This window comes from Geobacillus proteiniphilus (genome assembly GCF_001908025.1).
Lineage (GTDB): Bacteria > Bacillota > Bacilli > Bacillales > Anoxybacillaceae > Geobacillus > Geobacillus proteiniphilus.
The window spans coordinates 1-21,417 of sequence record NZ_MQMG01000033.1 but is presented as its reverse complement, the minus strand read 5'-3'; the positions used below and the strand labels follow the sequence as shown (position 1 = coordinate 21,417).

The 21,417-nt window shown below is 42.5% G+C and carries 20 protein-coding genes and 1 pseudogene; 10 read left to right on the top strand and 11 right to left on the bottom strand.

What is annotated here, in order from left to right:
- Positions 1-51 precede the first annotated feature (51 nt).
- The 7 genes from BRO54_RS11870 to BRO54_RS11840 all read right to left on the bottom strand — a co-directional run bounded on the left by BRO54_RS11870 (position 52) and on the right by BRO54_RS11840 (position 4,562).
- Positions 52-1,212, bottom strand: a complete 1,161-nt coding sequence (locus BRO54_RS11870; RefSeq protein ID WP_074044067.1) for a replication initiation protein — start codon at positions 1,210-1,212, stop codon at positions 52-54.
- A gap of 773 nt (positions 1,213-1,985) precedes the next feature.
- The gene (locus BRO54_RS11865; protein ID WP_011229516.1) at positions 1,986-2,555 is read right to left on the bottom strand and encodes a site-specific integrase; all 570 of its coding nucleotides are present in this window, start codon (positions 2,553-2,555) and stop codon (positions 1,986-1,988) included.
- A gap of 181 nt (positions 2,556-2,736) precedes the next feature.
- Positions 2,737-3,207, bottom strand: a complete 471-nt coding sequence (locus BRO54_RS11860) for a M15 family metallopeptidase (protein WP_011229515.1) — start codon at positions 3,205-3,207, stop codon at positions 2,737-2,739.
- A gap of 19 nt (positions 3,208-3,226) precedes the next feature.
- Positions 3,227-3,358, bottom strand: coding sequence for a YvrJ family protein (locus BRO54_RS11855; protein ID WP_370643389.1), 132 nt, complete (start codon positions 3,356-3,358; stop codon positions 3,227-3,229).
- Between the two features lie 79 nt (positions 3,359-3,437).
- A complete protein-coding gene (locus tag BRO54_RS11850; protein WP_041467679.1) occupies positions 3,438-3,650 on the bottom strand; it encodes a DUF2922 domain-containing protein in 213 nt (70 codons plus the stop codon).
- 18 nt (positions 3,651-3,668) lie between these two features.
- Positions 3,669-3,890: a DUF1659 domain-containing protein gene (locus BRO54_RS11845; RefSeq protein ID WP_020961687.1), complete on the bottom strand. Its 222-nt coding sequence runs from the start codon at positions 3,888-3,890 to the stop codon at positions 3,669-3,671.
- A gap of 141 nt (positions 3,891-4,031) precedes the next feature.
- The gene (locus BRO54_RS11840) at positions 4,032-4,562 is read right to left on the bottom strand and encodes a competence protein ComK (RefSeq protein WP_020961688.1); all 531 of its coding nucleotides are present in this window, start codon (positions 4,560-4,562) and stop codon (positions 4,032-4,034) included.
- Positions 4,563-4,858: 296 nt separating this feature from the next.
- Between BRO54_RS11840 and BRO54_RS19170 the strand changes: the two genes are divergently transcribed.
- The 4 genes from BRO54_RS19170 (at position 4,859) to BRO54_RS11820 (ending at position 7,647) form a co-directional block, all read left to right on the top strand.
- Entirely contained in the window at positions 4,859-5,266 is a 408-nt protein-coding gene (locus BRO54_RS19170) for a DUF6290 family protein (RefSeq protein ID WP_049752141.1), read from the top strand.
- Positions 5,267-5,370: 104 nt separating this feature from the next.
- A complete protein-coding gene (locus BRO54_RS11830) occupies positions 5,371-6,168 on the top strand; it encodes a ParA family protein (RefSeq protein WP_074044066.1) in 798 nt (265 codons plus the stop codon).
- Positions 6,152-6,445, top strand: a complete 294-nt coding sequence (locus BRO54_RS11825; protein ID WP_047819435.1) for a hypothetical protein — start codon at positions 6,152-6,154, stop codon at positions 6,443-6,445. Before BRO54_RS11830 ends, BRO54_RS11825 begins: the two co-directional genes overlap by 17 nt.
- A gap of 89 nt (positions 6,446-6,534) precedes the next feature.
- Positions 6,535-7,647: a DNA cytosine methyltransferase gene (locus BRO54_RS11820; protein WP_023634597.1), complete on the top strand. Its 1,113-nt coding sequence runs from the start codon at positions 6,535-6,537 to the stop codon at positions 7,645-7,647.
- Positions 7,648-7,673: 26 nt separating this feature from the next.
- Here BRO54_RS11820 and BRO54_RS11815 read toward each other — a convergent pair whose 3' ends face one another.
- The 3 genes from BRO54_RS11815 to BRO54_RS11805 all read right to left on the bottom strand — a co-directional run bounded on the left by BRO54_RS11815 (position 7,674) and on the right by BRO54_RS11805 (position 10,314).
- Positions 7,674-9,305, bottom strand: coding sequence for an AlwI family type II restriction endonuclease (locus BRO54_RS11815; RefSeq protein ID WP_074044065.1), 1,632 nt, complete (start codon positions 9,303-9,305; stop codon positions 7,674-7,676).
- The gene (locus tag BRO54_RS11810; RefSeq protein ID WP_023634599.1) at positions 9,298-9,774 is read right to left on the bottom strand and encodes a hypothetical protein; all 477 of its coding nucleotides are present in this window, start codon (positions 9,772-9,774) and stop codon (positions 9,298-9,300) included. The genes BRO54_RS11815 and BRO54_RS11810 overlap by 8 nt, the downstream gene beginning before the upstream one ends.
- A 114-nt stretch (positions 9,775-9,888) precedes the next feature.
- On the bottom strand, positions 9,889-10,314 hold the full coding sequence (locus BRO54_RS11805; RefSeq protein WP_084544553.1) for a very short patch repair endonuclease: 426 nt from the start codon (positions 10,312-10,314) through the stop codon (positions 9,889-9,891).
- A gap of 1,189 nt (positions 10,315-11,503) precedes the next feature.
- On the opposite strand from BRO54_RS11805, the gene BRO54_RS11795 reads away from it, so the two are divergent.
- Together BRO54_RS11795 and BRO54_RS11790 are read left to right on the top strand one after the other, a co-directional pair.
- Positions 11,504-12,040, top strand: coding sequence for a hypothetical protein (locus tag BRO54_RS11795; protein ID WP_074044063.1), 537 nt, complete (start codon positions 11,504-11,506; stop codon positions 12,038-12,040).
- Positions 12,041-12,350: 310 nt separating this feature from the next.
- Positions 12,351-13,265, top strand: coding sequence for a tyrosine-type recombinase/integrase (locus BRO54_RS11790; RefSeq protein WP_074044062.1), 915 nt, complete (start codon positions 12,351-12,353; stop codon positions 13,263-13,265).
- Between the two features lie 128 nt (positions 13,266-13,393).
- On the opposite strand, the pseudogene BRO54_RS11785 reads toward BRO54_RS11790, so the two are convergent.
- Positions 13,394-14,843, bottom strand: a pseudogene (locus tag BRO54_RS11785) (IS66-like element ISGst1 family transposase).
- 215 nt (positions 14,844-15,058) lie between these two features.
- Between BRO54_RS11785 and BRO54_RS11775 the strand changes: the two are divergent.
- The 4 genes from BRO54_RS11775 to BRO54_RS11760 form a co-directional block, all read left to right on the top strand.
- Positions 15,059-17,641, top strand: coding sequence for a UvrD-helicase domain-containing protein (locus BRO54_RS11775; RefSeq protein WP_074044059.1), 2,583 nt, complete (start codon positions 15,059-15,061; stop codon positions 17,639-17,641).
- A gap of 4 nt (positions 17,642-17,645) precedes the next feature.
- Complete coding sequence (locus tag BRO54_RS11770; protein ID WP_074044058.1) at positions 17,646-20,354, top strand: hypothetical protein; 2,709 nt, start codon at positions 17,646-17,648, stop codon at positions 20,352-20,354.
- Between the two features lie 7 nt (positions 20,355-20,361).
- Positions 20,362-20,589, top strand: a complete 228-nt coding sequence (locus BRO54_RS11765) for a hypothetical protein (RefSeq protein WP_074044057.1) — start codon at positions 20,362-20,364, stop codon at positions 20,587-20,589.
- A 21-nt stretch (positions 20,590-20,610) separates the two neighbouring features.
- Positions 20,611-21,417 (top strand): UvrD-helicase domain-containing protein (locus tag BRO54_RS11760; RefSeq protein ID WP_153042463.1); only part of this gene is annotated, 807 nt, incomplete at its 3' end.

Below are 21,417 nucleotides of genomic sequence, written 5' to 3'. Positions count from 1 at the left end.
ACCATCCCCCTTTTATCCCCAAACAATGATAAAGGACATACTTTTTTCAAATCAAGGTAAATCCCTATCTTGACTTTTATACTTCTGCAATCTCTCTTCAAGCTCACGGCGCATCTGTTCGATGTCTTCATCCGTTTCCTTGCCTCCAGAGCTCTCGGCAGCAAGCTTCTCTTCATAATCTCGAAGCCAGTCCGGTACGATCTCTCGGCGGATAACTTTAGTACCGTTATGAACCGTCACCTCATTTGGGTCAATCCCGGCCTGGACCCGCTCGACCTTTTCATTCAAAAAATACGTCAGGAAAGCAATTGGTTCACGGATATCCGCCCGTTGCATAATGCGTCTTGTCGTTTGAATCAGCTCGCCCATCCAGTTATCACCAAAAGCTTTTTGCGCAAGCACTGCAATTTTGATGAACTGCTTCTCCGTTATGTACCGATCATATGCCTGTACCACAGCCAAAAATTGCAAATACTGATTATCTACCGCAACATCTTTTTTCTCTTCAATGGCTACTGGTTCAATGACCTTCTCCTTGATTTGAAAACGGAGCGCTACAACCTTTCGCTTTTCTCTTATCTCCTTATACACAAACGTGATATCTGTCTTCTCTGAAATTTCCTTATTGGCTGGAGTGAGCACTCGCTTTTTGAAGTTATGGTACTCTGAATACTTATCCCCCACTCCGACCATCATCCGCAAATCATCTAACTGAATTACCACTTCGCCCATATACTGCCAACGCTTCAAAAGTTCATACATGCGAATGGAGTAGGAGCTTTTTAATTCCATTACATTCTTAAGCCGATATGTCGTGAATTCTCTTTTCAGTTGCAAAAGGTATGGCTTTAAACGGGGATCAAAAGCCAAACTGACATAACCGGAATGTGCATCATACTCCACATATGAAACCCAACTCATTTGCTTAAGTTTCTGTCCTTCTCTAATCTCAAGGACCTTTCTCATTAAGTTCTTCGTGATCTCCCTCAGTTCTGTGTATTTTGGGCTCCCGCGATATCCTAGCAATTCGGAAAACTCCTGTATCGGCAACTTGTACATTTTAAAATCATCGTCATCTTTATGAATTTGACTGATCAAATACAAAATAATCTTCTGTTCCAATGTCGAAAGTTTGTAATTCGCCTCAATCAGCGCATTGGACTTCGTGACGGCGTTGTTATATTGCCGCTGCGAGATGGTCGGAGCTTGCATTATCTCATCCTCCACCTACTAAAATAGGAAAATAACACCTTAATTCTATTTTACAAGAAAACGATCGTATTAAAAAGTACATATTTTCATCCATGTACGCAAAACAATGAAAAGGTGTTTTAGCTTACATCGCGTACATTTATTTTTTTGTGTACTAAATAGACACCAAAAATGTACTTCAAGCACCAAAAGTGTACGCTGAAATAACCAAAAATGTACGAGATAAACACCAAAAGTGTACGCCTAACACCAAAAATGTACTGGATAGACACCAAAAATGTACAAGATAAGCACCAAAAATGTACGGTTGAAGCACTCAAAAAGCTTGATAAATCAAGGATCTTCCGACTCCTAAATATATAAAAGGTTAAAAGATATAAATAATTAAAAGTATATAAAAGCAGCAAAAGGAAGCCGCTGCAACTCGATACACTATGGTTTGATATCTTGCTAAAGAATAAAAATAAAAACGTCTTCTAGGCCCTGTACAGCTCGTCTGAGACACTTTTAATACTAGGTTGATAGTTTTATACCCCCTAAACAAAAAAACGCCAAAATAAGCCGTTTAACGACGTTTTACGGCAATATATGATTTTCTTTCCGCGCCGGTGCTTTGAACAGCCTCTTGGTTCTGCTTCGCACGGCCGCGGGTGGTGGGAAAAGCTGGATCTCGAGCGGCTTCTCGAGCGGCCGAGCGCCGGGCTTCCCCAGGCTCCAGCCGGATAGCCGCAGGCTAGAAGGCGGCCAGCCGGGAAGACCGGCGCGGGCTTCGTTCACAGATCAAGCCCTGCAGTGACTTCATCGATTTGCTCCTGCGTAATGCCGATGTAGCGAAGCGTTTCGGCCTGGCTGGAGTGATTGAGGATTTTTTGGATCATGGCCAAGTCCGTTCCTTGTTTGTATGCGAAATAGCCGAACGTTTTGCGCAGGGAGTGGGTGCCGATGCGATCCACAATCCCAACTGCTTTGGCGGCCCGGTTCAGGATGTAGTGGGCATGCTGACGGCTGATCGCCCGGCCTCCTTTTTGGCTCCGAAACAGCGGCTCGTCGCCGCGGGCGTGCGGCCGCTCCTGCGCTAAATACAGCTCGATCAGGCGGCGAGTTTTTCTGTTCAGTGCGACAACCCGAGTCTTTTTTGTCTTCTTTTCCACGATCTCAATGCGTTCGACAACGCCTTTTTGATTCCTCACATCCCCAACTCTCAGAGCCAAAATATCGCTGATCCGCAGCCCCGTATTGATCCCGATCGTAAAAAGAAGCTCGTCTCTCAACGACGAAGCACGCAAAATCTTTTTCATCGCTTCGATTTTTTCCCTATCTTTGATGGGCTGGACGGTATGCAAAATATGACACCCCCTTGTCCATGAGGGAGATGAGTAAGATTTTTGGACAAAAAGTGGGAGAGCGGCAAAGCGGCTTCGTGTTGCTTCCTTCAACGTATTTAACGTCAGACAAAAATCTGACATAACGTGCTTTTGTCAGATTTAAAAAAATCCCCTCCACTTCCGGAAGGGGCGAGACAGTCTATTTTTTAGCCACGACAGCGGCCGGCGGCCTTTTTCCCGCCCGCAGCTGTGCAAGCGAAAGGCCAAATGTATATTGAAAATGGGGATAATCTTTAAAGCTCTTCCAATCCCCGCCCCATTCAAGGCCAAGCGACTTTCCGATCTGACCGACGCGAAACCACCGACGGTCGAGGCTCCAGCTGGGGATCAGCGTACCTTTGAAAACATTGCAGACACAAACGTCAAACGCCAATCCAAAATTATGATAACTGTATCCTCCACGGGCGTTCGTAACAATCCGTCCAGGTTTTGTCCGCCCCAGCGCATACAGGCGGTTCTGCTCCTCGACGGTTCGAAACCCTTGCGTAATGATGATATAAATGCCTTCCTCATAAGCCTTTCGAATCAACGCTCTAGCTTTATCCGCCACCAACGGATGCAGCCCGGACAGCCTTTTCTCCGCCCGGAAAAGCAGCTCCACCAATTCCACTTCGAATTCCCTCCCATCATCAATTCTGCGGACCTCGGCTCAATGCGATAGTTAGATCTTGAATGGATTTGGTCAACTGATCCAGCTTCGTCTCCATCCGATACAGAAGATAGATAGAAACAAGGATCGGGAAGGAAACTTCACTGATCATCGAAAACAAATCCATTGCTTTTCCCCCTTTCAATGCTCAAAAACGGAAGGCGAGAAACCTTCCGTTCATGACAGATGCGTTATGGCAGCTGGATGTCTTGCGTTTCGCGTTCAATGATGCGGGCGCTCTTCGGGCTCACCAGCTCCCCGTTGCCGGTCATAAAAACATTTGCCGCTACGAGCTGGTTCATCACCGTTTTCACTTGCACCGGATCAACCGGCTCCTTGGGATAGCGGATCAAAATCCGCGCCGGCCCCGCTTGAGCGTTAAACGTCAGTTCCAACGTCTTCATTGTTCATTCCCCCTCTCATCATGCATTGATAATATGGCTGGTCAACGTCGTGCGCACGTACCGCAAGCTGCCGCTCGACAAGCTGGCGATGGCGGCGGCGGCATCGTAAAGCGATTGGACACTTGCGTCGCTCTTCACTCTGAAGGTTTGCGAGCGGATGATGTCCTTTCCGTCGCTGTCCTTTCCGGCGTAGAAGTCCAAAACAAGAGTGCGGCCCGACACCATTTCTGAAGCGGCCATTTTCCTACCTCCTTTCGATTTGCCAACATCATATCAACCGAGAACACCCATAGACAAAGACGATTTCAAAGCGAAAAAAGAAAAAAGCGGCCTCCAATGCCGCCGATCCTTCCGGTTTATTGCGATAAATCATTCATTTCACTACATAACCACCGTTTCACAAACTGCGCTGCCGTTTATCCATTGCCTGCGATGCGGTTCATGAATCTCCCCGTAGCACATCTCAATCCATTTTGCATTTTTGAGTTGGTCAATGCAGAACTTGCGGGAATGAAACACAGGAATCTGATGTCCGGAAAGAAGATGGATCGTGGTGCACTGGGGAGATCTTTGCCGGAACTGCTCAATCTCTCTTGACACAAACCACCCTACACGGCTTTGTCGGCCGACCGGCTCGCGAACGTTAAACGGAATGATGGTAAAGCCATACGACAATACGATGGGAACGAGCTGCTTTTTCCCCACCAACTCCCCATACCGATGGCGGTTGATCGAAATGCTTGTGCCAAAGAAGGTCAGAAGCCGCTTCAAAAACAGACTCGATTGCACGTCAAGCAGCTTAGTTTCCCCGCTCCTGAGAAAAAGTTTGACCGAATCCCCTCTGTTTTCCACGTTGACAGGGATAAACGCCTGGCCGGCATAGGCGAACCGCTTTACCTCTTTCCAGTCCAACTTTTTCCATCCCCCTCTTCCCCTTAACGCTCGGGGTGAAATTTGTCGAAAATATCACATTTTTAAGTACAATATACCCCTATTTGGCAAAAAAATCAAAATGACAAAACATTATCTTTCAGCTCGAAAACAGCGATTTTTGTTCTGAAAAACGCCGATTCGATTAATTTGTGCTTTGAAAGGCAAAATTGGCACTGGTATCTTAATTTTATGTCAGACGAAAAATGTTGAATTAGTGAAAGTCTGGAGGTATAATAAACACAAATAGTGTCGGACAAAAAATAGAGGTGATGGCGATGATGGAAGGAAGATGCTATGAGCGGCACGATTTCCAGGTTCTCGTCCTTCAGGAATTCGGCAAGCGGCGCCCTCGGTCCCCAGAGGAAACAAAGAGGCTACAGGAAGAGTACCTCCGGCTTCTTGAAGAAATTCCCCGAATGTGGGAAGAATTCGTAGAGAAACATAAAAACATTTATGAGCGGTTCGGATACCTCGATGTTGTCGTCCATGACGATCTGCGCGTCGAACGCAAAAAGCTCCAACGTGGACGCCCAAAAGAAGAAAAGTCCAAGTCATATCGCATTACCGTGCGCTTGGACGACGAGCTTTACGAACTTCTCCAGAAATACTGTCAGACAAAAAACATGTCGGAGTCGGAGGCGGTGCGGCAACTCATATCGGAATTGAAGTGGAAGCGTTTCTAACGCTCTTATTTTTTGCAATCATTGAAGGAATCTATAAAATAACGTAGAATAAATCATATAAACAAAAGAAGAAACAAACCTTGGAAGAAAGGAAGGTGATATAAGTGGCCATCACCATCACCATGGGCATCCAGAAAGGCGGATGCGGAAAGTCCACGACAACAGGAGTCCTCGCCTATTTGTTGAGCAGGGACGGATACAGGGTTTTGGCCGTCGACATGGACTCGCAGGGGAATTTGACAGAGCTCCTTTCGCGAAAGCCATCCAACGAATTCACGGAGAAATCCGTTCTCGAAGCGATGCAGGAGAGGGATCCGGAGCCGTACATAGTCAAGGTCAACGACAGGTTGGATCTGCTTCCGGCCAACAACTTCCTGGCCACGTTCCCCCGTTGGATTTACACAGGGGAGACGTACCTTGGAAAATATATAAGATACAAGGGAAAGCCGACCTTGATACTGGACGATACGTTGGACAAGATCCGGCATCATTACGATTTCATTGTCATCGACACGCCGCCTTCGCTGAGCGAGCAGACGACCAACGCCTTGTGCGCAAGCCAGTATGTCATCATGATGTTCGAGTGCTCCAATTGGTGCTACTCGGCGGTCCCGAATTTTATGGAATCCGTCGAGGGAGCGAGGGTTCATGGGCGGCACAATACAAGGCTGCTGGGCATTCTTAGAACCATGAACGACGTCCGCCGCAGCGACGCGAAGGCGTTCAATGAAATGATCGAGGAAGATTATCCGAACGAGGTTTTCAAAACGATCATCACCCGCAAGGCGCCGATCGGACGCCTGTCGCTATACGGCTTTGAGGAAAACAATGAGTTGAACCAGGCGCTGGAGCAGTATGAAAACTTCTACAAGGAGATGATGGAACGTGTCCAAAGTAGATGACATCAAAAACATGAAGCGCCAGCAAAAAGTCATCACGCCTACGCAAGTGCTGACCGATCCTGTAGGGGAAGAAAACAATACAGTTTTAAACGAAGATGACAACCAACCAAGAAAGGAAGGAAAGAAAGTGGAAAGAAAGCGCGTTTCCTTCGATATTCGGACGGACCTGCACAAAGAGTTGAAGATGCAGTCGATTTTGCAGGAGAAGAATATCTATCTGTTGATTGAGGAAGCTGTTGAAAAATATCTGAATGAGCTCAAGAAGGGAGCCGAGTGAAGGCTTTAATTGAATTGCTGTTGTTTTTTTCAAAAATCCTCTATAATGTACTGACACGTTGATAATTCTTTCGCCACGGAGGTAATACAATGATTTTTCGCAAAGGAGAACTCTTCAGCGGTCCTGGAGGCCTTGCTTTAGGAGCCAAAATGGCGAGGGTGGTTGCTGCTGATGGCGAAGAGTTCCGCATTGAGCATGTTTGGGCCAATGACTACAACGAATCGGCATGCAGGACGTATCGACGGAATATCTGCGGCGATCCAGACGATCCATCCGTCATTGCATGCGATGTAAGGGAGCTTGACATTGAGCAGCTTCCCAGAATAGACGCATTATCGTTCGGTTTTCCATGCAATGACTACAGTGTTGTAGGAGAACACAAAGGAATGGATGGAGAGTATGGACCTTTATACACATATGGGGTCAAGGTCCTTAATATTCACCAACCAAAGTTTTTTGTGGCCGAAAACGTGGGCGGCCTGCAAAGCGCCAACGAGGGCCGTGCATTCATGCAGATTCTGAAAGAATTGTCCGAGGCCGGGAGAGGGTATGACATCGTGCCGCATCTATATAAATTTGAGGAATACGGCGTTCCTCAGATGAGGCACCGCATTATCATAGTCGGCATCAGAAAAGACCTGGATTTGAGGTTTAAAGTTCCTGCGCCGACTACTCCCGACAAGTATGTGACGGCGAAGGAGGCGATCACCAATCCGCCGATCCCAGACGACGCACCCAACCACGAGTTTACGCGCCATAACGCAAAAACAGTAGAAATGCTCAAACATATACCGCCGGGTGAAAACGCATGGTATGAAGGGATACCTGAGGAGTTGCGCTTAAATGTAAAAAAAGCAAGGCTGAGCCAAATCTACAGAAGGCTGCATCCTGATCAGCCCTCCTACACCGTTACAGGGAGCGGCGGCGGTGGAACGCACGTATATCACTGGGAGGAGCCGCGGGCTCTCACAAACAGGGAAAGGGCGAGGCTCCAGACATTCCCGGATGATTTTGTGTTTGAGGGGACAAAGGAAAATGTCAGGCAGCAAATCGGCATGGCAGTTCCTCCGAAAGGAGCAAAGATCATCTTTGAAGCCATTTTGAAGACGTTCGCTGGCATTCCGTATGAATGCGTTGAACCTAAATGGGATGTTGAAGAATTGTTTGGAACGGAGCAATTGGCCATTCCAGAGCTTGTGTAGAAGGGCAGAGGGAAAAATCCCTCGCCCTAGCTTGTCTCTTTTAATTCTCGAAGCAGAGCTTCGAGCGACTTGTATCCTTTGTTTTTGACAGCCTTGACAAACAGTTCGGCGCGGTCTTCCAATGGCACATCGTTCTCAATGCAATAATCAAGGAAGCCGAGCAAGGTTCTGGCTGTGACTAAAAATCCGCTGATGGGATTTCCGGTGATTCGCTTAGCTTTGTCCGATATCTTTTCCAGGTTGCGCTCCCCGCTGAAGTCGTTTGCGGTCACATAGCCGAAAAACGTTAGCTCTTTGCCTTCATATCCCGTGTAATTGGGGATGTATTCAGACGCCATATGTGAAGCCAAGGAAGAGGACAGTGGGAACTTTCCTGCATAGTTTTTGGCGTCAATGATGCCGAATTTGCTTCCTCCATACCCGGCGATGATTTCGATTTCTGTTCTTTCCCCGTTCTTGGCTTTGGGGCGCATTGCAACGTCAAACCCCAGCGCGCTGAATATTTGGCCGGTCTTGTCTTCAAACACCAAGTTGTCTTTTTCATTCAAGTAGGCCTCTACAAAATCGGAGTTGATCCCTTCAAAATCGTCCTTGCTTTCCACTATCTCATGAATGACCTTTTCAATGTCTCTCGGCGATAAATATTTTTGGAGGGACCCAGCGATTTCCTCTTTCGACATCGATTCTATGGATGGAAATTGCGCAAGGATCCTCTCTGCTTTCGCCCGAAGCTTGCTGGAGTTTGCAGCTGGTTTTATATTGCCGTATCTGCTGGCCTTGTAGCTGTCGACATCCAAGCCGCTGTTTTCCGCCATGCGCTCGAGCGATATCATGTACCGTGTGTTGAATGGGTAGCGTTTTTCGATTTCAGCGATTTCCTGCTTAATTTCATTGATCCTGGAAGAATCGCCTTTCAAAGCCTTGCCGCGAATGTATTCGACCAATCCTGTGTAATCGCTGATGAGCATAAAAGTGTGGGCCACGTCGGAGTGGGCTTCGTAAAAGTCCCTCGCTCCTTTGTCTGATCTTTCCCTATGGTCGAACTTGGCGGCAATGTCTTGTTTCATTTCTTCTCTCTCGCGAGGGCCGGCTTTTCGGAACGCCAATATTTTATGCACGATTTCATCCAGCTGCGAGTCCTTTTGGGCTGTCATGGCAAAATAAGTGATCTCCTCTTTTGTTACATAAAAGTCCAATCTTTCGTCATTCGCCAACTTGATCAGAAACAGGACAGGGCGGATCCGAAACCCTTCGTCGAATTTTGGGCGGAATCCCGGCTCGAGAAAATAAGCGTTTGGATATTGGAGCGTCAAGACTTGTTTTCTTGTGTTTTCGTACACCTTTTCTCCCTGGATGAGCTTTTCTCCGACTTTTGTAAGGCGAATATATCCGTCATCATCTACATAGCAATAGGAGAAGGTTTTGAGCATGGCCATCCATGTGCGTCCTCCGGAACCGTCATGGCTGACGTTGTTTCTTTTGATCCCCATATTTGCGAGCTCTTCTTCATACCGTTTATGGACTTCTCTATTTCCCGCCCATTTCAGCCTGAAATCATCCGTCGCCTTCTGCAAAGCCAGCAATGCCTCTTGATGGAATCGGGGGTCTCTTTCCGGGCGTGTAATAAACCATACCTTTCTGGTGCTTTTCTTATTCATGGTCGAGCATCTCCTTTATTTCTGCGTAGATGTCTCTCTCTTCGATTGTAAATGGATCGACTTTTTTGGACTGGGTGGTGGAAAAATAAAAGTCCAGCGACTTGAAAAACTCCTTGTTTTCCTTGATCAGCTCAGTGATGTCGGCATCTGAAATTTGGTTGAGGATGCTGACGGCTTTCTCAATTTCATTGTCGATTAGAATTTTGGAATAAATGGAAATCTTATTTTCCCCGATAATCTGCTCCGCTGCGTGCACATAACGGATTATGGTGGCCACAGACGGGACCGACATTTCGTTGATGATTTTATTGAAGGCGTTGTCGGGAGCGCCAATATATCGGCTGATTTCCCGGTTTGCAATCCGATGCTGGGATAAAAATCTGTTGAAGTTGTCCATCACTTTTTTGCTTATAATTTTGCTTAATATTTTTTGCAATAAATTTTTGTTCCTCCTGGAATTATGAAGCAAAAAATTCCTCCCCCTCCTCCAATTAACATCATAGTTTTTATCTTTGTATAATACATAAACCTTATAAGGTTATAATTTTCTACAAATAAAAAAACGCTTGTTGCATCCAAGCGCTCATCTATCCATGGCTTGATCAATGAAATTCTTTATTTGCTTTATTGTTTGATCAAAATCCTGTTTCAAATCATGCTCCCACACTCTCAAGCAATTCCAGCCCATTTTTCTATAATATTCGTTGACTTCTTGATCCCTATTTTTGTTTCTCAAGAGCTTTTTTTCCCAATATTCCCTATTGCTTTCAGGCATATTCCCGTGCAGTGGACATCCATGCCAGAAACATGAATCAATGAAGATGGCGACTTTATACTTTTTGATGGAGATATCAGGTTTCCCAAGGAGGGTCTTGTCGTTCTTTCTAAATCGATATCCTTCCCTCCAGAGGGCTTTTGAGACCGTATCTTCCAACTGCGAGCGCGACTTTATGGCTTTCATGGTCTTGGAACGTTGCTCTTTGGTAAGATTGTCGCTCAAATGGATCACCCCAGTCAGCGAAGCCTTTCAAAAGCGTATATTTACTACTGATTATATCAGATAAACGAAATCCGCGCCGGCCTGTCCGCGGATGCCGCTTGCAAGCATGACCATCCATAGCCGTGCGGAGCGTGGCCGAAGAAGCCACTTCATTGCACCGCTGCTTGAAGCAACGAATCATTAAACGAATAAGTGATGATAAAAATAATAGAGTATGCATTGAAATAATTAAAACAATAAATAAACGTTTATTTCATCTTTTCTTCCAACAAACAAAAGTTTCGTGGTTCGCACGAAGATTCCATTTCCGCGCCGGTCTTCCCGGCTGGCCGCCTTCTGGCCTTTGGCCATCCGGCCGGAGCCTGGGGAAGCCCGGCGCTCAGCCGCTCGGAGAAGCTGCTTGCGATCCAGAACCTTCCGCTGTCCGCGGCCGTGCGAAGCAACATCAAGGAGCTGCTCAAAGCACCGCCGCGTTCAATAATGATGTTTATTGTTTTATTTTTTTGTCTGACATTAAATATTGGTTAATTTTCGACAAAAAGCGACAGATAGGTGCAGCTGCACCGGCGCTTCCGTTTCCTTTTGGTCCGGGTCCCCGGGGCGGTGTGATGGTCGGCTGGCAGCCGGGAAGGCTCCCCCACTGCAAGCCCAGGCGCCGAAGCCCTCGCCTTCCGGCTCGGTCCAGCCTATCACACCGCCCTTCCCGGCCCAAAAGACTACGGGTCGCCGTATAATATATCCAATAAAATTTTATATTGAAATTGTCATATTTTTCTAAACGAATAATATTATATGTAATATAAAGCCCTAAAAGAAAGGAATTACTGTAAAAGCAACCATGTTAAATGGAAAAGGAGATATTATAATAAAACATCAAAACTATTTGCCAAAGTTTATCAATGGAGAAAAATAAAAATAGAATGGAATAATTGGTAAAAGGGTGGGACTTGCTGCATCGGGTGTGAAATGGGGCAGCAAATAAAAATAAATGAGGTGATTTTATGTACAAAAATTTCAACAAAAATTTGATTAGCTCTTCACCAAAAGTTGTACTTGACTGTTTCAGATCATGTCTTGCTTACATGCATAAGGAAAATCAGTAAATCAACGATTTTCCTACATGGTGACACGAGAAAAAGCCTCGCTTGTCAAGTACACGTTGTGGTGATGAACCATTTGATTAAAAAGGAGGAATTTAATGGTAAAAAGAGGGAGAAGAAAAAAACAAATTGTCATTATTGAGGGACAAAAGGGTAAAATTTGTAGTAGATGTAATAGGTGGAATCCAATTAGTGAATTTAAGAACCCGTCTTGGTGTACAGATTGTATGAAACAATATAGAAAGGAATACCAAAAACAGTATCAGCAAAAAAACTATTTTGCGTTGAAAGCATTGGGCGCGACCATGAGAGCACAGAAAAAAGGTCTAGAAAGTTTGGAAACAAATGATTTGGAAAAATTAATAAAGCATTTTTATGCGGTGCAGAAGGGGAAATGTTTCTACACCGGCATCCAAATGGAAATACCTCAGCAAGAACACGATAACAACGACTATTCCGTTAGTATAGACAGGTTGGATAATACAAAAGGATACACTCCGGATAATATCGTTCTCTGCTGTAATATAGTTAATAGGATGAAAAATGCACTCTCATACGAGAAATTTATTGAACTATGCGACAAAATAGCAGAAGAACACAAACGCTCTAAAAATCCAGCATTCACTGTCAAATAAAATTAAAATAAAATTAAAATTTGAAGATAGGAATTAAATAAATATCGAAAGGAGGGAAACAGCGAAAAGGCTGTTTTCCGGATACATATTAATTTTTAACTATTTAAAGATCATTTCGGAGAAGTGATTTTTAAATGATTAAAAATCAATAATAATTAAATTATAATTAAACTGGACATATAATATACATTATATGTCTAACAATCTCGCCTTTTTTATGGTATACTCGTCATATAATGTTATTTTTAAAAGCGATTATTTGCTCTTTGAATCGATTTAAACTCGTCGTATAAGTGAAAGGGTGAAAAAGATGTTAAATGAGTATGTTACCTATCTTCAGGAAAAAGGAGCTTCCCCAAACACCATCATCTCCTACACCAATGACTTAAATATCTTTTTCAACGATTTACATATCCGTCCGGGCGATTACGTCACGTCGGCTGATATCCGCAAATGGATCCAGCAAATGCTCCATCCGATCGAAGGAAAGCCGTTGGCGACCTCAACGATCAACCGGCGGTTAAATGCACTCCGCAACTTTTATCGCTGGGCTGTGAAAGAGGGGTATATAGAGCAAAATCCGATGAATAGCATATCGGATTTGAAAACGGTAGATGAGGACCAAGAGACCATCATGTGGCTGACCGAAGAGGAGTTTGAAGACCTGCTACATCGAATGCGGAAAATGCCGATTCGTAGTCGGGGGGTAGATTCAGAGGAAAAATATCGCCGCGATCGAGCGATTGTGTACCTGTTTGTCTACGCCGGTCTGCGGGTGGAGGAACTGTCGAATCTGAAGCTCACAGACATCGACTTCGAAATGAGGAGACTTCGGATCGTCGGCAAAGGGATGAAGGTGCGGACGGTGCCAATCTCGAATATTTTGTTTGCAGAACTTCAAGATTGGTTATCGTTTCGTGCCAAAATGGCGACAAAAAAGCCACACGTTGCAACTTCTCCGTATGTTTTTTACAGCCAGCGCTCTCCGAAATTTTCTGTTCGCGGTATTCAACGGATGGTCGAAAGCTACAGCCCACCGGGCAAGAAACTGACACCGCACATGTTTCGCCATACGTTTTGTAAATGGATGTTGAAGGCGACTAACAACGACATCGAAAAAGTGCGACGTCTGGCTGGACACAGTCATATCGCCACCACATCACGGTACTTAAAGGATAGTTATAGTGATTTGGCAGATGCGGTAGAGGCCTTGCCAAAGTTCTAGGTCTTTATCATTTGGTTCGGGTCAAAATAAACAGCTATTGTTGTAGGAAAGTAAGGTAACTATTCACCCCAGTGCTAGTGTATAAAAAAGCCCAGCACAAATAGGGCATTTCGGTCATAGAAAATGCCCTAGGTAGCGGAAAGAACTCGATCGATCGTTTCGCCTGCCAACAGAAGACATAACGAATCCCACACGTTTTTTTCGTGTTTCGTCAGTGTGGAAACGATGCTTCTTGCGATGCAAAACGACTGCGCGAATGTTTCTTCGCGAAACGTACCCGAAATGTTCTCTTTGACTTTGACCATGCGAAGATCGCGTTCGGCTTGGTTGTTATCAAAGGGAACATGTACTTCACGTAAGAAACGCAGCGCTTCTTCCTTTCGTTTTTGAAGGCGTCGAACAAAAGCGAGTGCTTTTTTCGGAAGAGGCGTCATCGTTTCTAATCGGTGTTGTGCTCTTTCTAGGATGCGATCATACACTCGTTCCCACCGTCTCGCTTCTTCTTCGGAAAGTGCACCGTGATGGGCTTCGACGGCTTGCTTGGCGGCTAACAGAAACGTGGTCATGCGCATCGCCCACGTATGCCCCTGTTCGATGAATCCTTTTAACTCACGCAAATGGTGGGCATGACAAAGGGCATGGGTGGCATGTGTGTATTTCGGATACGTACCGAACGCATCGTGCATCATCGTCCCTTCATATCGGGGAAGAATCCCGATATCATCGGTCGCTTTTTTTCCACGAGAAGCGTGAGGAGCCAAGTATGTATATCTCGATGTACACGCGACATGCACCCATGCGAGTTTCCCATTGATGCGCAAACTCGTTTCATCGACATGCAGGATGTTGGATTCAAGTAAGGCGTCTTCGATGATGTCCATATTTGATTCCAGCGCTTCGCGTCCTCGTTTCACCATATTGGCAAGGGTTCCTGTACTAATCGAGTGTTGATATAACGCTTCGATTGTATCACTTAAACGCTTGTACGGGATCAATTGGATATGATGTAAATAAACAACGAGCGCCGTGAGCCGTGGACCGTATTGCACATGATTCGTGACATGGGATGGGAATTCGGCTTGTTGCACGCATCGACAATGTGGACACGATTTCACTTCACGTTCATGTTGTGTCACCTCGATCGCCACAGTAGGGACATCAAACACTTGACGGATATCGACTTTGAACGGTTTGACTTCACGCAAAGAAGCTCCACATCCTTGACACGTATGCACACGGTGGACGACACGATGATGTGGATGTTCCACTTGACGGAGCGTCTTCCCCTCATGTCCCTCTTGCCCACCAGGCTTTTTGCCAGACGGCTCGCGGGAGGAACGCTTTTTCTCAAAACGGTCAGAAGATGGGGGCAAATGGCTATTGGAGCTGATTTTTTTTCGTGCGTGCTTCCAGCTCTTGAACACGGTACTTCAGTTGTTCATTTTCTTTGCGTAGTTGTTTGTTTTCTTTCAACAGTTGCTCAATGACTTGTTGTTGGTGAGTAATGAGCTGTTTTTGTTGTTGAACTTTGCCGATTAAGCTCTCAACTGTAAATACAGCTTGTTGTACCGTCAACATGCGATTCACCTCCTTGTCTATCAATATTCACATCATGGACAGGAAAAGCAAAAAATATTCAGCTCACTTTATGATGTGGCTGAATAGTTACAAAGTAAGATGGACCATTATATAATTATTGTATGATATTCATAAAAAAGTATATATTTTTAGGTTATTAGTCTGAGATTTTAGTAGTTTGATCCAAAAACTGATCTTAAAGGAGATTAACTTCAATGGAGAGATTAGAACGTGCGCCTATATATTCATATCTTGAAGTTATTCCTTCATCAGAGATGCAAGAGGATTTAAAAAGAAGGATAAAAGGTTTTCTCTTATCAGGCATAAAAGTTCTTTTGTTGACGGATAAGGATATCTGTTTTAAAGGCATTATGGACGAAGAGGAGGAAAAGGGATTTAGGGAGAGCTATTTATTGCAAATATTCACACCGGACTCATCTTCTTTTCACATTAAAGATCACCTAACCATAGTAGACGGAGAAAATATTACAGACGAACTTGGGAACATTGTGAAGCATTTTCGAAAATTTAATTTTGAGCAGTACTTAGTGGAACATGCTCCTGCTAATGAGCATTTATCAATAAAAGCGGGAGCTGGAACAGGGAAAACAACTGTTATGGTGCAAAGAGTCATGTATTTGTTACAAAAGGCTGGTGTTTCTCCAAGGGAAATTGCAATGATTACATTTACAAGAGATGCTGCACAAGAAATGTTTCACCGCCTTAGAAAAGAACTGTTTAATCGCTATCGTGTCACACGCCAGATTCGATATTTGAACTACATTGAAGAATTAAAAAATATGCGTATAAGCACAATACATTCATTTGCAAAAATGTTATTAAAGGAAATGGGGTCAATCCTTGGATATGGAAGAGACGTGCATATTCGTACTTTTAGGATGGAGCGGAAAAGGATTATAGAAATGGAGTTGGAAAGGTATTTATTAAAAAATGATGTATCGAAAACATTAGAAAAACTGATAGCCCCCCTCCGTCTACATGAACTGGTTGATACATTAAATAGTTTTTGGGAGGAAATGGAGAAAAAAGGAATGACTATAGAGGAAATTACATCATTGGATTGGGGAGAAGCAACCAAAGACCATGTTTTTTATAACGATATTATGAAAGCGATTTTTCCTGCAGTTGAAAGAGAATTCCAACGTTTTAAACAAGAAAACAACACTGTGTCATTGAATGACTTAACACGCCAGGTAGATTTGGCATTGAAACGTCAAAAGACCGGAAAAGGAAATGCATTTGAAAAATTACCTTTTCCATTTCGCTATATTTTTGTAGATGAATTTCAAGATAGCGATGATGTTCAAATTCGACTAATTGCCCAAATGCAAAAAGCATTAAACTCATATTTGTTTGTAGTAGGAGATATCAAGCAAAGCATTTACCGTTTTCGCGGTGCAGATCATACTGCCTTTAATCGATTGCAACAGGAAGTGAAACAAAATGGGCAAAAGATCAAACAATATAATCTGAGGAAAAACTACCGTACAGCCATGGAGCTTCTTGATGAGATGCACTTGTATTTTCTTGAATGGGGAAAAAATGGATGGTTGCAGTATTCCGATACAGACCCTAAAGATACAGATAGACTGATCGGTATTCGTAATATGCCCAAAGATTTGCCCTATCCTAAGATCATTTATAAAACTGTCGATAAACCTAAAGATTGTATGGAAGATGATGTGGTGGAAATGATCATAGAAGCTAAACGTTCTCTCGAGCTGGATCAAGAAAGTAAGTCTAAGGAAAAACGGAAAATAGCTGTACTTGTTAGAACAAATAAAGAGGCTAAACTTGTAGAACATTGGTGTAAGAAAAAAGGGATAGATACATATCTAAATGTAGGGGGCACATTTTTCAATAGCGAAGCTGTTAAACACTTTTCAATACTTGTAGAAGCTTTGCTATATCCAAAAAGAGTTTTAAGCATTTTGAATCTCCTTAATACACCATACTCTAGCAAGGGGATCGACTGGACAGCTCTTGCCAAGTTTAATGGCAATGAGAAAGAAATTTACGAGTTCTTAAGAGAAGAGATGCTCAGTGCTGATGATTATGAGTCAGGATTTCCTTTGTTGAAAATAACAAAACAATTGCGAATCAGACCTGTTTTTTCTGTTTTGCGTCAAATCATAACAGCTACTAGGCCGGATTCTAGATACTATTGGCAAGAAAGAGAAAGAATTCGCCTCCAGACATTAACAGAGAATCAAGGAATCAATGAAGAAAATTGGATTGAATTAGTAGAAGAAAAAGCCAAATTCAAGTGGAAACAATACGTGAAAAACTTAAACCATCTAATGGATCTTTTACACGAGCATTTTGATTCGGATTTTGCTACGTTGTATGGCATTCATACCTGGCTTAAACAAAACCAGGCCACTAATAGAGATGAGGACGAACCGCGGGTTGATGAAATTCCAGAAGATATAGTTCAAATCATGACTGTTCATCGCTCCAAAGGATTAGAGTTCCATACTGTATTGATTCCTTTTACTGAACGTCCGTTCCGGTATAATTTTAGCGAAATTTTGTTTGATGAGGATAAAAAGCAGGCTGGATGGAAAATAAGAAAACAAAATGAAACAAGAGAAAATCTAAATTATAAAAAACTATCACAAGAGGAGGAACTAGCTGTTCTGCAGGAGGAAACACGTCTCCTATATGTTGCGATGACACGTGTTCAAAATCAGCTATGGATTATTAAAAATAATTATTCTAAAAACCCTTCAGTTTGGAACTGGACAAAGCTTTTATCAAAAAAGCTCGAGGTGTAAATATATGACGACGAGAATGATCGCTTACACAGACCCGAGAGATTTTATCAAAAGGGATATATTTGGGAGCAAGTATCGGAATGCTGTGCATATATGTGCAACAAAAAGTCTTACCGAGGCTGTTAGAAAAAGTGCTGATAAAAAACAGTATAAAGGTCCGAAGAATATGGTAATTTCCGCAGCTTTGCTTGTGAGTGAACTCCTTGGCTACTGGACCTCAACCAAACAAAAACTCACTCAATACGCTAGACTTACTGAAGTAATTAGAGAGGCAAGAGATAACACTGATGAAGATGAAAAACAAATTCTGAGAGCTTTTCGTTTAAATCAGACAGACGTACTACAGACTATAAGAATTCTGTCTGAGGTCGAGGAATCGCCGAGTAGACTTTCTCAGAAAGTGAAAGAACCTGAAGAGATATGCTTTGTTAAAATTTGGGGAGAACTAGAGAAAAGGGACGAATCATTTTCAAAAATCCGTGAAAAGATTAGTAAATGGCAAAATGATATCGCTAGATTTCGTGGAGATTTATATCACTCCTTAAGTAATTTAATTGGTGAAAATCAAATCAAGAAGTGGAATAAAAAAATACTTCTCCACGGTTTCTACTTTATTACTCCAATTCAGCATAGAATCTTTATGTTGTTGAAACAGGCCGGTTTTGAGCTTATCTTTATGAATTTATATGACCAGCGCTATCCAGAGATTTTTAAGTCTGTCCGAGAATTTCTTTCAGATAGATACGGTTTGGTTGATCATAAGGATTGGATTTTTGATAAGGGAAAGTATCCGTCTTCAACGTTTGGTCAGGTTTTTGCGAGTTCCTTTACAGACCAAGGAACTGCAGAACAATTTCGCGAGTATAGAAAGAATGTAAAAAATACTTTAAAAAAAGTGGTTTACGAAGACTTTTACGAGTTTCTAGATGAGTATGAGAAGATAGAAAATGATCATAGTCAGCGGGGAAAAAAAATTATATACTTGTCGCCTTGTGAAGCAGATTTAAATAATCGTCTTAAAGAATACTATCCCGAAAACTATCAAGATAAACGCCATTTTCTATCTTACCCTTTTGGCCAATTTTTATTTCATCTTCATAAGATGTGGGATGAGCAAGAAGAACAGTTAATAATAGATGACCGCGCTTTAATGGAATGTTTTGGATCAGGGTGGCTTTTAGATAATGAAACGAATGAAAACGCCAGAGACTATATGGGGATACTTAACGACTTGCTGCCTTTTTTCCAAGGATGCCGAACCATAGATGAATGGGAAGAAACCGCACAGCTTCTTTGGGAAATACGAAATAATGTAGTGCATTTATATGAGAAATATAACAATAAAGGTGTTGCGTCAGAGCGTTTTCATAGGATGTTGGAAAATCCCTTTGTGCGTTTTTCTTATTTGAACATTCCTATCGAGGATGTTGAGCAAACTATTCGTTTTATAAAACAATTGTTTTCTATTGCACGTTCTTTATTTACAGAAAACGGAGATAGGGTCTCTCTACATGACCATTTTAAGAGAATTGAGGAGATACTTGGTAAGGGTGTTAGGGATAGTCTTGAACAAGAAGAGCGAATACTTGTAGACGAATTGCATAAAAAACTTGTTGAGGGTGATCAGGATCACCAATTTCTTGTACAGGATTTGGCAGATGCTATTTCTGTTTACTTGGGAGGGAGGTTATCATTTGAAGATGATCAGCAATTGGATGGTGAAAAAGTTGTTATATCGTTCCAAGAGATTGACGGAAAGGTAATTGAAGCGAATATAGAAAAGGCTGTTATTCATATTTGCGGATTAGATGAAAACAGTTTGCCATTATCACAATCTTCTTTGCCGTGGCCGCTGACAAAAAAAACATTAGAATCAATGAAGTCAAACACATCACTATATATGGTTTTACTTAGAGAAAACCTAAAGTCCGAAATCTCTCGTTATCTTTTCTACTTGTTTGCTAGCTTCACAGATTATGGAATTGTCTCTTGGATGAGAAATTGGAACGGAAATGATAATATGATGGAATCTTTTTATTTAACATTGCTTGAGTTGCCAGAAGAGCCTTATAAATACGACCCTTCTATAGAAAAATTAGCACTAAAGAAGATGATTAGTGATGGATTTGAGCAATCAAAAGAGCACTTTTCCCATTATCCTATTGAGGCTATGAATGAGTTGTTTTTTTGCAGACGACGCTTTTTCTATAGCTTTTTAACAAAACCATATGCAACTTATCGGAAGGATTTCCATCTTGAATTTTTATTTGGAACATTAATAAAGGTTCTCGCAGCTATGACTAATGCTCCGCAGGAAAAGATTGAAGAGCAAGTGTTTGCCTTGTTCCCTCAATGGATATTATTGCGCAAGAAGATCTTGATGGAGGAAAACTATAAAGCCCAATATATCGAAACCATTAGAAAGACCGAAAACAGCTTGTATGAAGGTGTTTCGTATCCTTTTGTACAAAGGCAGTTTCAGTTTCTTCTGCATCCAGGGACCTATCGCAGTGAAGACTCGATTAGGGAGAAATGGAATTTAGTATTTGGAACAGGTAAAGAGGTTGAAAATGAATTCTGGAAGAGCTTATCCGAAGAACAACAACCAATGATGACTGCTAGTCCATCTAAACTATGCCGTTTCTGTCCTTATATTGATGAATGTCCTGATTCTTATTATCCGATTGATGATGATTCGAGGGAAATGGAGTAAAAGATATATGAGAAATGTGGTTATCGATATAGATTTTTGGGAAAGTGCCGCCAGGGCATGGGGGAAATCCTTTTATGTTTCGAAACAGGAAAGGGAAAGGAAAATTCATGAAATAGCTGCCATCAGCGTTAAAAGGGCAGTCGAGAGTATGGAGAAAAATGAAACTAAAAAAGCTATTCCAACAGCCCTTGACTTCATTTTTTCTGAGGATGAAGATGATGATGAATTTATCTAAATTAGAAAGAGTGTGGTTTTAGTGTTTAATGTCGATCTTACAAAAGAACAGGAAGAAATCGTTAATTTCGAAGGGAATGAACTTTTGATTAAAGGTATAGCTGGAAGTGGAAAAACCACTGTCCTTCTTAAAAAAGCAAGGAAGATTATCGAAAGTAAAGAAGGAGTTACTGTAGCGCTATTTACATTTAACCGAACCTTAGCCAACTATGCTTCGGAGTTAGCGATGTTTTTGAACAGCGATAGAATAAAAATATATACATTTCATCAGTGGGCTTCAAAAGTTCTTACAGAGATGGGATTAAAGCGACCTGTTATCTCCAATAAAACAGCTGAGAGTTTATTAGAACAGGCCATTTCAAACATGAAGAAAAAAAGCAACCATCGTTATTTTAATGATAACAAATATTTTACATTTTTAAGAGAAGAGATTTCCTGGATAAAGGGAAAGGGATTAATGGAATTTGAGGATTATCAAAAAGTAGAACGTATAGGACGTGGGAGTCAGGTTCGTGTTACAAAAAAAGATAGGAAGCAGATTTTCGAACTCTTTGAAGAGTACCAAAAATTGTTAGATGTTAATGGTAAGATGGAGTTTGATGACTTTGCAGTTAAGATATATCGTAACATAGATAGCTTTCCTGAATCGATGCGTATTGATTATATACTTATTGATGAAGCGCAGGATTTAGATCAAATGCAACTATTAGTGTTAAGAAATGCAGCGAGGAAAGGGATAGTTATTGCCGCTGATAAAGGACAAAAAATCTACAAAACTTCGTTTTCTTGGTCCGATATCGGGATTAACGTTCGGGGAGGTAGAACAAAA